Annotated in this window: 15 protein-coding genes; 9 read left to right on the top strand and 6 right to left on the bottom strand. The window is 72.9% G+C overall.

Going from position 1 to position 13,421, the window contains the following annotated elements; translation table 11 throughout:
• Positions 1 to 52 precede the first annotated feature (52 nt).
• Positions 53 to 1,081, bottom strand: a complete 1,029-nt coding sequence (locus tag BS83_RS38480; RefSeq protein ID WP_084715276.1) for a GNAT family N-acetyltransferase — start codon at positions 1,079 to 1,081, stop codon at positions 53 to 55.
• 112 nt (positions 1,082 to 1,193) lie between these two features.
• Between BS83_RS38480 and fdxA the strand changes: the two genes are divergently transcribed.
• Both fdxA and dapC read left to right on the top strand, forming a co-directional pair.
• A complete protein-coding gene (gene fdxA, locus BS83_RS38475) occupies positions 1,194 to 1,514 on the top strand; it encodes a ferredoxin (RefSeq protein ID WP_037607936.1) in 321 nt (106 codons plus the stop codon).
• A gap of 5 nt (positions 1,515 to 1,519) precedes the next feature.
• A complete protein-coding gene (dapC, locus tag BS83_RS38470) occupies positions 1,520 to 2,668 on the top strand; it encodes a succinyldiaminopimelate transaminase (RefSeq protein ID WP_037607935.1) in 1,149 nt (382 codons plus the stop codon).
• A 138-nt stretch (positions 2,669 to 2,806) separates the two neighbouring features.
• On the opposite strand, the gene BS83_RS42610 is transcribed toward dapC, so the two are convergent.
• Together BS83_RS42610 and BS83_RS38460 are read right to left on the bottom strand one after the other, a co-directional pair.
• Complete coding sequence (locus BS83_RS42610) at positions 2,807 to 3,529, bottom strand: hypothetical protein (protein WP_051944967.1); 723 nt, start codon at positions 3,527 to 3,529, stop codon at positions 2,807 to 2,809.
• A 315-nt stretch (positions 3,530 to 3,844) separates the two neighbouring features.
• Positions 3,845 to 4,840, bottom strand: coding sequence for a hypothetical protein (locus BS83_RS38460; RefSeq protein WP_051944964.1), 996 nt, complete (start codon positions 4,838 to 4,840; stop codon positions 3,845 to 3,847).
• A gap of 197 nt (positions 4,841 to 5,037) precedes the next feature.
• Between BS83_RS38460 and dapE the strand changes: the two genes are divergently transcribed.
• Together dapE and BS83_RS38450 are read left to right on the top strand one after the other, a co-directional pair.
• Positions 5,038 to 6,129: a succinyl-diaminopimelate desuccinylase gene (gene dapE, locus BS83_RS38455; protein WP_051944961.1), complete on the top strand. Its 1,092-nt coding sequence runs from the start codon at positions 5,038 to 5,040 to the stop codon at positions 6,127 to 6,129.
• 82 nt (positions 6,130 to 6,211) lie between these two features.
• Positions 6,212 to 7,036, top strand: coding sequence for an LOG family protein (locus tag BS83_RS38450; protein ID WP_084714758.1), 825 nt, complete (start codon positions 6,212 to 6,214; stop codon positions 7,034 to 7,036).
• A gap of 22 nt (positions 7,037 to 7,058) precedes the next feature.
• On the opposite strand, the gene folP is transcribed toward BS83_RS38450, so the two are convergent.
• Positions 7,059 to 7,934 carry a dihydropteroate synthase gene (gene folP / locus BS83_RS38445; protein ID WP_037607933.1) on the bottom strand — a complete coding sequence of 292 codons (876 nt, stop codon included), beginning with the start codon at positions 7,932 to 7,934 and terminating at the stop codon, positions 7,059 to 7,061.
• An 86-nt stretch (positions 7,935 to 8,020) separates the two neighbouring features.
• On the opposite strand from folP, the gene BS83_RS43030 reads away from it, so the two are divergent.
• Both BS83_RS43030 and BS83_RS38435 read left to right on the top strand, forming a co-directional pair.
• Complete coding sequence (locus tag BS83_RS43030) at positions 8,021 to 8,500, top strand: DivIVA domain-containing protein (protein ID WP_063774314.1); 480 nt, start codon at positions 8,021 to 8,023, stop codon at positions 8,498 to 8,500.
• Positions 8,497 to 9,066 carry a DNA-3-methyladenine glycosylase I gene (locus BS83_RS38435; protein WP_037607932.1) on the top strand — a complete coding sequence of 190 codons (570 nt, stop codon included), beginning with the start codon at positions 8,497 to 8,499 and terminating at the stop codon, positions 9,064 to 9,066. The genes BS83_RS43030 and BS83_RS38435 overlap by 4 nt, the downstream gene beginning before the upstream one ends.
• Positions 9,067 to 9,401: 335 nt before the next feature.
• On the opposite strand, the gene BS83_RS38430 is transcribed toward BS83_RS38435, so the two are convergent.
• Complete coding sequence (locus BS83_RS38430; protein WP_198035393.1) at positions 9,402 to 10,244, bottom strand: enoyl-CoA hydratase-related protein; 843 nt, start codon at positions 10,242 to 10,244, stop codon at positions 9,402 to 9,404.
• A 302-nt stretch (positions 10,245 to 10,546) separates the two neighbouring features.
• On the opposite strand from BS83_RS38430, the gene BS83_RS44615 reads away from it, so the two are divergent.
• Complete coding sequence (locus BS83_RS44615; protein ID WP_075003713.1) at positions 10,547 to 10,714, top strand: DUF3117 domain-containing protein; 168 nt, start codon at positions 10,547 to 10,549, stop codon at positions 10,712 to 10,714.
• Between the two features lie 105 nt (positions 10,715 to 10,819).
• Here BS83_RS44615 and BS83_RS38425 read toward each other — a convergent pair whose 3' ends face one another.
• A complete protein-coding gene (locus BS83_RS38425) occupies positions 10,820 to 11,446 on the bottom strand; it encodes an O-methyltransferase (protein ID WP_037610878.1) in 627 nt (208 codons plus the stop codon).
• Between the two features lie 338 nt (positions 11,447 to 11,784).
• On the opposite strand from BS83_RS38425, the gene sigE reads away from it, so the two are divergent.
• On the top strand, positions 11,785 to 12,498 hold the full coding sequence (gene sigE, locus BS83_RS38420; protein ID WP_051944958.1) for an RNA polymerase sigma factor SigE: 714 nt from the start codon (positions 11,785 to 11,787) through the stop codon (positions 12,496 to 12,498).
• The gene (locus tag BS83_RS48095; RefSeq protein WP_051944953.1) at positions 12,495 to 13,406 is read left to right on the top strand and encodes a zf-HC2 domain-containing protein; all 912 of its coding nucleotides are present in this window, start codon (positions 12,495 to 12,497) and stop codon (positions 13,404 to 13,406) included. The genes sigE and BS83_RS48095 overlap by 4 nt, the downstream gene beginning before the upstream one ends.
• Positions 13,407 to 13,421: the final 15 nt, after the last annotated feature.

Below are 13,421 nucleotides of genomic sequence, written 5' to 3'. Positions count from 1 at the left end.
GGCGCATCCCGGGCGGTTTCCGCGGGCCCGCCGAGCGCCCCGCCGAGGCCGGTCAGGCGTCGAGCTGCGCGTAGCAGTAGCGGTACGCGGTGCGGAAACCGAGCTTGTCGTACAGGGCGCGGGCGCGCTCGTTCTCCTCCTCGACCTGGAGGTAGGCGCCGGTCGCGCCCTCCTCGGCCGCCCGCGCGGCCAGCGCCGACATCACCGCCGTGGCCAGCCCGCGCCTGCGGGCCGCCGGGACCACCTCTATCGCGGCGAAACCGGCCCACTCGCCGTCCACCACGCAGCGGCCGATCGCGGCGGGCCCGTCGGCCACCTCCGGCAGGTGCAGCGAGGCGAACCACACCGACGGGCCGCTGTGCAGCAGGGCGAGCGCGGCCCGCTCCTTGGCCGGGTCGCCGCCGACCCTGCGGTAGCGCGAGAGCCATCCGGCGTCCGCGGCGCGGAAGAGTCGGACATCGGCCGCCCCGACCGGTCCGGAACCCGCTCCGACCAGCTGCGCGAGCGGCGCGGTCCGCACCAGCGTCGCCGCCTCCCGCGCGCCGCGCTCCGCCAGCGCCGCCGTCAGCCCCTCCGGGGAGCCGGGCGTCGTCACCTCCACGAAGGCCGGCAGACCGCGCTCCGCGTACCAGGCCTGCACCCGGTCCAGCGCCTCCGCCAGCGGCAGGCCGGGATCGCCCAGCGTCTGGGTGGAGTTGCCCCGCCGGGTGAAGCCCGCCGACGCACGCAGCATCCACTCGCCCAGCGGTTCCTGCTCGAGTGCGGACCAACCGCGTGCCGCGATCCGCTGCAGCTCCGCCGGAGCGGGCGGCTCGGGAGCCGTGGCCGAGCGACGCACCGGCTTCGGCGGCACCGTCTTGCCCGCGACGAGCTCCTTCTCGGGCAGTGCGACCGGCTCACCTGCGCTGTTCACCACCGTCAGCACCCCGTCGTCCCAGGATGTGAGCACGCCAAGCGTGTCGGCGAACTGCAGTCGGCCGTCGAGCACCCCGACAACACGCCGGGTCATGACGCGTCGTCCCAGGTCAGAAGGGGTGAGTCGGAACCCCGACCGATCGGGTCCGATAGCTTGGGACGTCATGACCGCCACCTCCGTTACATCCACTGCCTTCGACCGGCGATACTAGGGGCGGGCATCGACGACGCCGCGCTTCCCTTGCGCGTATGCAGCCCCTACGAGGAGGAATGACAGCGTGACCTACGTCATCGCGCAGCCTTGTGTCGACGTGAAGGACAAGGCGTGCATCGAAGAGTGCCCGGTCGACTGCATCTACGAGGGCCAGCGGTCCTTGTACATCCACCCGGACGAGTGCGTCGACTGCGGCGCCTGTGAGCCGGTCTGCCCGGTCGAGGCCATCTTCTACGAGGACGACACCCCGGACGAGTGGAAGGACTACTACAAGGCGAACGTCGAGTTCTTCGACGACCTCGGCTCGCCCGGTGGCGCCTCCAAGCTCGGTGTGATCGACAAGGACCACCCGTTCATCGCGGCGCTCCCGCCGCAGAACCAGTGACGCCCGTGACCTCGTCGCACGACAGCACCGCCGCGCCGTCCCTCCTCGGAGGGGCGGCGCGCCGCGTCTCCGCACTCCTTCCGCCGTTCCCGTGGGACCGGCTGGAGCCCTACAAGGCCACCGCCGCGGCACATCCGGACGGCATCGTCGACCTCTCGGTCGGCACGCCGGTCGACCCGGTGCCGCAGCTGGTGCAGGACGCGCTGGCCGCGGCCTCGGACAGCCCCGGCTACCCGACCGTCTGGGGCACCCCCGCACTGCGGGACGCCCTCGTGGGCTGGGTCGAGGGCCGCCTCGGCGCCCGCGGCGTCGGGCACGCCAACGTACTGCCGGTGATGGGCTCGAAGGAGCTCGTCGCCCTGCTGCCGGGGCAACTCGGCCTCGGCCCCGGCGACCGGATCGCCTTCCCGCGTCTGGCCTACCCCACCTACGAGGTGGGCGCGCGCCTGGCCCGCGCCGACTACGTGGTCTACGACGACCCGACCGAGCTGGAGCCTGAGGGGCTGCGGCTGCTCTGGCTCAACTCGCCGTCCAACCCGACCGGTCGCGTGCTCTCCGTGGAGGAGCTGCGCCGGATCGTGGCCTGGGCACGGCAGCACGGGATCCTCGTCGTCAGCGACGAGTGCTACCTGGAGCTGGGCTGGGAGGCGGAGCCGGTCTCGGTGCTGCACCCGGACGTGTGCGGCGGCCCGGTGGACGGGCTGATCGCGGTGCACTCGCTCTCGAAGCGGTCCAACCTGGCCGGCTACCGCTCGGCGTTCATCGCCGGCGACGCGTCGATCCTGGGCGAGCTGCTGGAGCTGCGCAAGCACAGCGGGTTCATGACCCCGGCTCCGGTGCAGGCGGCGACGATCGCCGCGCTGGGCGACACGGCGCACGTCGCGCAGCAGCGCGAGCGCTACGCCGCCCGCCGCGCCGCCCTGCGGGAGGCCCTGACGGGTTACGGCTTCCGCATCGAGCACTCGGAGGCGAGCCTCTACCTCTGGGCGACCAGGGACGAACCCTGCTGGGACACCGTCGCCGAACTCGCCAAGCACGGCATCCTCGCCGCCCCCGGCGAGTTCTACGGCGACGCGGGTGCCGACTTCGTCCGCATCGCCTTCACCGCGACCGACGACCGCGTCGCCGCGGCCGTCGCCCGCCTCCGCCCCTGAGTCACCTGTGGCAACACCTGGGGGCGCGGGGAACGGCGCGACAAGCCACTGAGGTGGTGTGTCGCGGCACGAGCGGGACCGTCCGCAGTGGGTGGTCGCTCGCGCGGTTCCCCGCGCCCCTGACGCGCCTTCGGCGCGTTACAGCAGGCCGCCGACGGGGAGGCCGTCGATCGGGAGGCCGCTGAGGCCGGGGACCGCGCCGGTCACGGAGGAGAGCGGGGACTGGCCCGCGCCGCCGAGGCTGGGGAGGCCGCCGAGACGCTGGGCCGGGGCCGCCGCGGAGCGGGGCAGCGCGCCGCCGAGCGCACCCTGCGCCGCGCCCAGCGGGAGGCTGTTGACGGGCAGCGAGCTCAGCGGCAGCGAGCTCAGCGGGCTGCTCTGGTTCGGCGGGGAGGCCGGCAGAGCGGAGGCGGGGGCCGGAGCGGCCGCCGGCGCCGGCGCGGCCTCGGTCACCGCCTGGCCGTCGCCCGCCGCGGGCATGGCCCGGGTCGCGCCCGCGCCGTGGGCCACGTTGACGGCCTGCTCGACGACGCCGACCAGCTGCATGGCGGAGGAGCCCATCGAGCGGTTGGCCACAGGGACCGCCTGGCCGGCCGCGCTGCCCGCCGCGTCGGCGACCACGGGGAGGCCGTTGCTGACCGCCTGGCCCGCGCCCGAGCCGGCCAGCTCGCCGGTCTGGTGCGCGGTGTTCTCGACGGTGCCTCCCAGGTCGGGGGAGGAGAGCCGGCTGAGCCCACCCAGGTCCGGAACCGACGGCAGCGCCGGGGCGGCCTGCGCCGTGCCCGCCACGACCGACGGGACCGCTCCGGCGGCTACGACGAGCGCGGCCTGAACGATCCGGCGCGAGAGGGGGAGAGACATGGTGCTCCTTGAGGTGGGACGACAGGACCCGTCCGTCGAGCGGACGTGGTGATTACCGCCCTAGGAGCAAGAAGGTTGCGGCCGAGCCGGGTAAAGAGTTCCCCAACGACGAGCACTCTCTGTCCGCAATTGTCCTGATATCAAGACGACGGCCGACTCGCCCGCTGAAAGGTTTCGGCGCAGTTCCCCCAAGGAATTTCCGGCCGGTTGCGCGAGAATTCGGAGGACTCGCCCCGAATGGCCGAATTCGTCAACCCGCCGGGATCGGATTACCCCTCCGGTGCGCCCGTCGGATGGCCGACCGTTGCCGTCGCGTCAGGCCGACGCGACGGTGAGCCTGAGCCCCGCGGTCGACGCGTCGGAGGAGGAGACCGCCCCGGCCGAGGGGGATGCCGTGCCCACCCAGCCCTTCTGGGAGTCCGCGCTGGTCCAGCGCTTGCCGGCGTACTCGACCGCGGTGATGTGCAGGTCCTTGGCGTGGGCCACCGACCACTGCGCCACCGCCCAGCCGCGCTGGGTCTGGAGGCTGCCGCTGCGCAGGCTGACCGCGAGCTGCTGCTGCTTGGGCCCGGCCGTGGGGGAGCCGCCCGAGGTGGGGGCCGCGCCCAGCGCGGACGTGCTGAGCACCTTGCCGAAGTCCTTCTTCAGCTCCGCCGCCAGCGCCGAGGTGCCGGTCCCGGTCGAGGCCGCTCCCACGCCGTTCACGCTGCAGGTCATCGCGGCCTGGATGCGGCCGCTGAGCGCGGAGGCCAGCGTGATCGCGTCCGCCTCGTGCTGGGCGTAGGCGTCCGGGAACGCGCTGTGCTGCACGTCCTGCGCCGCCTGCGTCAGCGGCAGCTGCGCGTAGCCGGGGATCTCGATCAGCCGGTCGAGGAACTTGTTCGTCGCGTAGACGGGGTCGGCGATCTGCTCGGGCCGCCCCCAGCCCTGCGAAGGACGCTGCTGGAACAGGCCGATCGAGTCGCGGTCCCCACCGGTGAGGTTGGTGAGCCTGGACTCCTGCATGGCCGTGGCGAGGGAGATGGTCACCGCGCGCTCGGGCAGGTTGCGGGCGGTCGCGACGGCCGCGATGGTGCTGGCGTTGCGCATCTGGTCCAGGCTGAGCTGGACCAGGCCGTCCGAGGTGTCCACCTGGCAGCCCTCGGAGACCGGGTTCGGCAGCAGGTTCTTGCCCTTGCCGACCAGCAGGACCACCACGACCGCCGCGACGGCCAGCAGCACCACGAGGGGCAGGCAGGCCAGCCAGCGACGTCGCCGCCGCTGCGTCGGGGGGATCTCGTCGCCCGCGCTCATCATCTCGCTCAGACTCACCCCGGCGTCCCTCCTCCGGTCCGTGCTGCTCCGGCGGCCTTTCCAGCTGGAGCGAGCGACCGGTCCGGCCGCGTCGTCACCCTACCCACTGGGACGGGGAACCAGGGACTACGGTTCGCCTGCGTATCTGTGACCTGCGCCGCCCTCGGAGCGGTGCTCGAGCGAAGCGCGGCCCGGGAGACGTACCCTGGCTGTTCATGAGCAGCCCTCTCGCGAACGAGTCCGCCGTCCCCGAGCTCGACCTCACCATGACCGGGGGGCAGCTGACCGCCGCGCTGGTCGACATCCCCTCGGTCAGCGGATCGGAGAAGGCGATCGCCGACGTGGTCGAGCGGGCGCTGCTCAAGCTTCCGCACCTGACCGTGGAGCGCGACGGCGACGCGGTGATCGCGCGGACCAACCTCGGTCGCGCCGAGCGTGTCGTCCTCGCCGGACACCTGGACACCGTGCCCATCGCCGACAACCTGCCCTCCCGCGTGGAGGGCGATCTGCTCTACGGGTGCGGCACCTCCGACATGAAGGCGGGCGTCGCCGTCCAGCTGCGCATCGCGGCCACCGTGCCCGAGCCGAACCGGGACATCACCTTCGTGTTCTACGACTGCGAGGAGGTCGAGGCGCGCCGCAACGGTCTCGGCCGGCTGGCCCGCAACCACCCCGACTGGCTGGCGGCGGACTTCGCCGTGCTGATGGAGCCGAGCAACGCGCAGGTCGAGGGCGGCTGCCAGGGCACCCTCCGCGCCGAGATCCGCACCACCGGGCAGCGCGCGCACTCGGCGCGCAGCTGGCTCGGCGAGAACGCGATCCACAAGGCCGCGCCGATCCTCACGCGGCTCGCGGCGTACGAGGCGAAGCGCGTCGAGATCGACGGCCTGGAGTACCACGAGGGCATGAACGCGGTCCGCATCGAGGGCGGCGTCGCCAACAACGTCATCCCGGACGAGTGCATGGTCGTGGTGAACTTCCGCTACGCGCCGAACCGGTCGCCCGAGGAGGCCACGGCCCACGTCCAGGAGGTCTTCGAGGGCTTCGACGTCGTGGTGACCGACTTCGCTGCAGGCGCCCTGCCGGGCCTCTCCCAGCCCGCCGCCGCGGCCTTCGTCGAGGCGACCTCGACGACCCCGGCGGCCAAGTTCGGCTGGACCGACGTCGCCCGCTTCTCCGCCCTCGGCATCCCCGCGGTCAACTACGGCCCAGGCGACCCGAACTACGCGCACAAGCGGGACGAGCACTGCTCGCTGTCCGCGATCGAGGAGACCGAGAAGCGGATCAGCGCCTGGCTCCAGTCCTGAGCCGGGGGTCCGGCGGGCCCGCGGTGGCTTCGGCACCCCAAATGCCCCCGTCTGCGGATTGATCGTCGTACGCTGCGGAGGTATGACAGACGACCGCAGCAACCAGCCCGCCGATCCCACGGGCGTCCCTGAGCAGGTCCGCCTGCGCGGCAAGGTCCGGATGAAGCACCGCGGCCCGGTCCTGCTGCGCGGGGACCAGGTGGACAGCAGCACCACCGACCAGCGCCTGCTGGACTCGGCCGATCCGGCCGACTGGCTGCACACCGACCCGTGGCGGGTCATGCGGATCCAGTCCGAGTTCGTCGAGGGCTTCGGCGCCCTCGCCGAACTCGGTCCCGCCGTCAGCGTCTTCGGCTCGGCACGGACCCCGGTGGACTCCGAGGAGTACCGGGCCGGCGTCCGGATCGGCCATGCGCTGGTCGAGGCCGGCTACGCGGTGATCACCGGCGGCGGTCCCGGTGCGATGGAGTCGGCCAACCGCGGCGCCTACGAGGCGGGCGGCACCTCGGTCGGGCTCGGCATCGAGCTCCCCTTCGAGCAGGGCCTGAACGACTACATCCACCTCGGGCTGAACTTCCGGTACTTCTTCGTCCGCAAGACCATGTTCGTGAAGTACAGCCAGGGCTTCATCGTGCTGCCCGGCGGCTTCGGCACGCTCGACGAGCTCTTCGAGGCGCTGACGCTGGTCCAGACCCACAAGGTGACCAAGTTCCCGGTGATCCTCTTCGGCACCGAGTACTGGTCGGGCCTGCTCGACTGGGTCAAGAACACCCTGATCGCCGAGGGCAAGGCGTCCCCCGGCGACCTGGAGCTGATCCAGTGCACCGACTCCGTCGAGGAGGCCGTGAAGATCCTGGAGGTCAGCCGCACCAACGGCCACCCCCAGCCGGCCCACAGCCCGGAGTAGCCCGCCCGCGGAACGCCCGCCGTCAGGCCAGGCCCCGGCGGGCGACCGCCGGGGGCCGGCTGCCGCGGATCGAGGCCACCATGTCGAGCACCTGCCGGGTCTCGGCCACCTGGTGGACCCGGTAGACCTGCGCGCCGAGCCAGGCGGAGACCGCGGTGGTCGCCAGCGTGCCCAGCAGGCGTTCGCCGACGGGCTTGTCCAGGGTCTCGCCGACGAAGTCCTTGTTGGACAACGAGACCAGCACCGGCCAGCCCGTCGCGGTCATCTCCGGCAGCCGCCGGGTCGCCTCCAGCGAGTGCCGGGTGTTCTTGCCGAAGTCGTGGCCGGGGTCGATCAGGATGCTTTCGCGCGGCACCCCGAGCGCCAGGGCGCGCTCCGCCTCACCGGCGACGGTGCGCTCCAGGATGTCGGCCATCACGTCCGGGTACTCGACCCGGTGCGGCCGGGTGCGCGGTTCGGCGCCGCCCGCGTGTGTGCAGACCAGTCCGACGCGATGCTTCGCGGCGACCTCGGCGAGCAGCGGGTCGACGCCGCCCCAGGCGTCGTTGAGCAGGTCGGCCCCGACCTCGCAGACCGCCTCGCCGACCTCGTGCCGCCAGGTGTCCACACTGATCACCACGTCGGGGTGGCGCTCCCGCAGCGCGGCGACGAACGGCACGGTGCGCCGCAGCTCCTCCTCGACGGTGACCTCGTCGCCGGGACCGGCCTTGACCCCGCCGATGTCGAGGATGGCCGCCCCTTCGGCGACGGCCCGGTCGGCGGCGGCGAAGGCGGCCTCGTCGGCGAAGGTCGCGCCCTGGTCGAAGAAGGAGTCGGGAGTCCGGTTGACGATCGCCATGATCACCAGCTCTTCCGGGCCGAAGCTGCGCGAGCCGAGTTTCAGGGTCGAGCGGGCCATGCGTCCTCCCGGGCTGTTGCGCCATGATGGCAGTCATACGTTTGGGGCTCGTCCATGATCCCCCACCGGCAGCCTGGAGTGGGCCCGTGTTCTGGTTGATCCTCGTCCTGATGGTGCTGGTCGTCGGCGCGGCCGCGCTGGCCGCGCTGGGCGCGGGTGGCTCACTCCCTGACGCCGAGCGGGACCGCCTTGCCGCACGCCTCCCCGAGGACCGCCCGCTCGTCCGCGAGGACATCGACGAGCTGCGCTTCCCGATGGCCGTGCGCGGCTACCGCATGGACGAGGTCGACGACACGCTGGACCGCATGGCGGCGGAGCTCTCGCAGCGGGAGCACCGCGTGGTGGAGCTGGAGTCCGCGCTCGCCGCGGCGCTGGCCTCGCCCGGCGCGGCCGGCGCGGTCGCGCTGGAGCAGCGCCCGACGTACCGGCCCACGCTGGCGCTGGGCAAGGTGGACTCCGAGCCGACCGCGCCGGCCGCCCCGCAGGACGCGGCTCCGGACGCGGGCACCGGCGAGGTCTCCGGCGAGCCCGGGAACGAGGACAAGGGCGAGGACGAGCAGCGGTGAGCGAGGCGATCCGCGGCGAGGACGGGCAGCTGCGCTGCCCGTGGGGCCTGTCGACCCCGGACTACGTCGAGTACCACGACAAGGAGTGGGGCCGACCGGTACACGGCGACGCCGCGCTCTACGAGCGGCTGTGCCTGGAGGCCTTCCAGTCGGGCCTGTCCTGGATCACCATCCTGCGCCGCAGGGAGGGCTTCCGGCGGGCCTTCCACGGCTTCGATCCGGCGGTGGTGGCCGCGTACGACGACGCGGACGTGGAGCGCCTGCTCGCGGACGAGGGGATCATCCGCAACCGCGCCAAGATCCTCGCGACGATCGCGAACGCCCGCGCCCTGCTGGAGCTGGACGCCCCCGGCCTGGACGCCCTGATCTGGAGCTTCGCCCCCGACCCCGCCCCGGCCGCGCCCAAGTCCCTGGCCGACGTCCCCGCGGTCACCCAGGAGTCCACGGCGCTGGCGAAGGAACTGAAGCGCCGCGGCTTCCGCTTCGTCGGCCCCACCACCGCCTACGCCCTCATGCAGGCCTGCGGCCTGGTCAACGACCACCTCTCCGACTGCTTCTCCCGCTGACGCGGCGGGGCAGCCCCCCCGGGGCACGGCGAACTGTGCGCCTCCGGCGCCAGCCTCACCGCATTGGGCCAGTTGCACCATCCAGGGGCGCGGGGAACTGCGCGCCTCCGGCGCGCGGGCGTGAGCCTCGCTGCGTTGGGTCAGTTGCACCATCCAGGGGCGCGGGGAACTGCGCGCCAAGCCACCGGCGAGCGGATGGTCCTCACTGGACAGGGCCATCCGCCCCGGGTGGTTTCTCGCGCAGTTCCCCGCGCCCCTGAGCACGTGCCTGGTTGCCCGCCTGTGCCCCGCGCCCCTGAGCCCGTGCCTGGTTGCCCGCCTGCTCCCCGCAGGGGTCAGCGGCCGGTGAAGTTGGGGGCTTCCTTGGCGAGGAAGGCCTGGACGGCGATGCCGTGGTCGGCCGACGCGCCTGCGAGGGTCTGGAGTTCGTCCTCCTTCGCCAGGGTCTCCACCAGCGAGTGCGACGCCCCGTACGCGAGCGACGACTTGATCGCGCCGAAGGCGACCGTCGGGCCGTCGGCCAGGCCGCGGGCGAAGGCCCGTGCCGTGTCCGCCAACTCCGCGCCGGGGACCACCCGGTTCGTCAGCCCGAGCGCCAACGCCTCCTCCGCCTTGACGGTCTGAGGGAACATCAGCAACTCCGTCGCCTTCGCGTGGCCGACCAGCCGCGGCAGCGTCCACGACGCGCCCGAGTCCGCCGTCAGCGCCACGCCCGCGAACGACGTGTTGAAGCCGCCGTGCGCCGCCAGGATCCGGAAGTCGCAGGCCCACGCCAGCGCCGCGCCCGCGCCCGCCGCCACGCCGTTGACCGCCGCCACGACCGGCTTCCGCATCGTCGCCAGCGAGGTGACCAGCGGGTTGTAGTGCTCGCGGACGGTCGACAGCGCGCCCTCGCCCGTGCGCTTCGCCGCCTCCAGGTTGTGGACGTGCTCCCTGAGGTCCTGGCCCACGCAGAACGCGCGGTCGCCCGCGCCCGTCAGCAGGACGGCGCGGACGGCCGGATTCTCCGCCGCGTCGGCCGCCGCGTCCCGGAGAGCGACCTTGGTCGCGGTGTCCAGCGCGTTCATCGCCTCGGGGCGGTTGATGGTCAGCGTTGCGAGCCCGTCCTCGATCTCGTACAGCACGCTGTCGGCCACGTCCGTCTCCTCCTGCTCGTCCCGTTTCTTCCTGGTCAGCATGACGGATCCGATGCGGCGAAGAAGATGTGACGTAGGCCACTTTCTACTCGGGTCCCGATGGGACGCGAGCAGAGCTCACATGGCGGCAGGCCCCCGGTGCGCGAGGGGAACTGAGGTGCGGTCGGCGTGCCTGTTCGAGTCCGTCGGAGCGTGTACGGAGAGGCCCCCGGGGCTGGCGAGATGCGTGATGTTGGTCATCGGACCGTCGAATGCGGGATACTGGTACTCCGATCAGAGCGTTCGAAACCAGCGGTGGACGGGCCGCGGGTTCCGGTGGAGCAGGTGCAGGAAGGGGAACGAGCATGGCGGCCATGAAGCCGCGGACGGGCGACGGCCCGCTTGAGGTGACCAAGGAGGGGCGGGGCATCGTCATGCGCGTTCCGCTTGAGGGCGGGGGCCGGCTCGTGGTCGAGCTGACGCCCGACGAGGCCGAGGCGCTCGGTGACGCCCTCAAGAAGGTGTGCGGCTGAGCTGCACCCCCGCTCAAGTCTTCCGCTGAAGGCCCCCACCCCCACGTCCTGTGGAGGCGGGGGTCTTCGCTGTACGCAGCCCCACAGCCCCAGCGCCCCAGCGCCTCAGCGCTTGACCGCGGCCAGCAGGCCGTCGCCGACCGGGAGCAGCGCCGGGACCAGGTCGGGGTGCTCCCTGATCGTCCGCACCAGCTCGCGGATCGCGTGCGTCCGCACGCCGAGCGCGCCCTCGAAGCAGACCGTTCCCCCAGGTCGCAGCAGCCGCAACGATTCGGCAAGGTAGCCGATCGACTCCGCCGGATCGCCGTCGCAGAAGACCAGGTCGTACTGTCCGTCGGCGAGCCGGGGGAGCACCTCCAGGGCCGGCCCCGGGATCAGCCGGGCGCGGCTGGCCGCGAAGCCCGCCGCCGCGTAGGCGTCCCGTGCCTGGCGCTGCAGGCCGGGCTGGAGGTCGACGGTGGTGAGCACGCCGTCGGGGCGCATGCCGCGCAGCAGGCAGAGCCCGGAGACGCCGGTCCCGGTGCCGATCTCGACCACCGCGCGTGCCGCCGTCGCCGCGGCGAGCAGGCGAAGCGCGGCGCCGCTGCCGGGGGAGACGGGGCGGACCGAGGAGAGTTCGGACAGCTCGCGGGCGCGCAGCAGTACCGCGTCCTCGACGGCGTAGGCGTCGGCGACGGTCGCGTCCGCTTCCCCGTAGCCGCTGATGCAGTCCTCCTGAGCCGTGCCTCGCAGTGCCGCGCCGTGCCTCGCCTTGTCTTGGCATGTTGGCGAATGTCGATTTCTGGCCACAGGTTAGTGGAGCCGGGCGGAACCGGGATCAACGCCCGGCCGTTGGAAACAGATGAGTGCCGCGTGTGAACGCGGTCGGGAAGGCCGGCGGCATACCGGGCGTGCACACAACGTCGCAGGTGGGTCGTATGGTGATTGGCTTTTATCCGGTGCTAACGGGTGGTGCGGATATGGTGGTGGCCCTGCTAGGCAGAAGAGCCGATCGAGGAGGTGTGGCTGAGGGGGGCGCTCGTTCGCGGCACTTTCGCGGCCCCGCGCCGGACCGTACGCCGAAGCCCGTGATGAGTGAGTCGCAGCCCGAGTACGCGCCCGTCGCCCAGACGGATTCGAACGGTCGGCCCGTCGTGGACGGACAGACCGCCACCTTCGACGAGCAGAGCGCGGCGGCTGCCTGGACCCCTCCCAGCTGGGAGGAGATCGTCCAGACCCACAGCGCACGGGTCTACCGCCTGGCCTACCGCCTGACCGGCAACCAGCACGACGCCGAGGACCTCACCCAGGAGGTCTTCGTCCGGGTCTTCCGCTCGCTGTCCACCTACACGCCCGGCACCTTCGAGGGCTGGCTGCACCGGATCACCACCAACCTCTTCCTGGACATGGTCCGCCGCAAGCAGCGGATCCGCTTCGACGCCCTGGCCGAGGACGCGGCCGAGCGGCTGCCCAGCCGTGAGCCGTCCCCGGCGCAGCACTTCCACGACACCCACTTCGACGCCGACGTCCAGCAGGCGCTGGACACCCTCGCGCCCGAGTTCCGCGCCGCCGTCGTGCTCTGCGACATCGAGGGGCTCTCCTACGAGGAGATCGCCGCCACCCTGGGCGTGAAGCTCGGCACCGTCCGCAGCCGCATCCACCGCGGCCGTGCGCACCTCCGTGCCGCGCTGCAGCACCGCGCCCCCGGCGCGAGCCAGGGCCGCGAGCGCCGTGCCGGCGTCGACGTCGACACCGAGGCGGAGCTGTTGGCGGGCGAGGCGCTGGACGGGAGGCGGTCCTCGTGAACGAACAGCCTCGTCGGTCCCAGCGACCGGAGGCGGCGGAGCTGCGCGTGACGCCGGTCTCCGTGGCGGTCCCCGCCCCCGTGGCGCAGGAGCACCACCTGGGCGACCGGCTCGCGGCCTTCGTGGACGGAGAGCTCGGCCACGTCGCGCGTGAGCGCGTCCAGGCCCACCTGGCCACCTGCAGCGGCTGCCTGGCCGAGGCGGAGGCGGAGCGCAGAGTGAAGTCGCGCCTGCGCGAGGTGCTGCCGCCCGAGCCGAGCATGGTCTTCATGGGCCGTCTGCTCGCCATCGCCGAGCACGACGAGGACGACAGCGAGTCCGATCCACCGGCGCCGGGCCCCATCGGCGCCGGTCGCGGCGTGCGCTCCCTCTTCGGCGGGTCGGGTTCGGCCTTCGGCACCTCAGGAGGGCTGGGCAACGGCGGCCTGCGCGGCAGCAGCTTCGGCTCCGGCGCGCTCGGCGCGGACCACCCGGTGCCCGGTGTCGACCCGCGGGCCCGTCGCGAGCGCTACCGCGGCCGCGAGCGCGGCGAGACAGCCGCGGAGAGACCGATCGCCGCCCGGCTGCGCAGCGGTGCGGGCGTCGGCCTGCTGTCGGTGCAGCCCGCCGCGCCGGCCCCGGTGAGCTCCCCGGCCCCCCGCGGCCGACGGCTGGTCTTCGCGGCGGCAGGAGCCTTCTCCGTCGCCGCGGTCACCCTGAGCAGTGCCCTGACGGGCGTCACCGCCACCTCGGAGGCGCCGTCCGGGGTCTCCCCGCTCTCCGGAACGGGCAACTACGCCCCCGCGGGCGGGCAGCTCGCCCTGGACAACACCGGTGCCGACACCCGAGAGGGTCCGGCCAACCGTCCGGTCGCGCTCTCGCATCCCACCTCGGGCCCGACGGTGCTCCCCGCCGATCAGTTCCGCTGATCACCGGCCGGATCG

The organism is Streptacidiphilus rugosus AM-16, from assembly GCF_000744655.1.
GTDB lineage: Bacteria > Actinomycetota > Actinomycetes > Streptomycetales > Streptomycetaceae > Streptacidiphilus > Streptacidiphilus rugosus.
The sequence above is the reverse complement of the archived record's forward strand: the minus strand, read 5'-3'. Positions and strand labels throughout refer to the sequence as shown.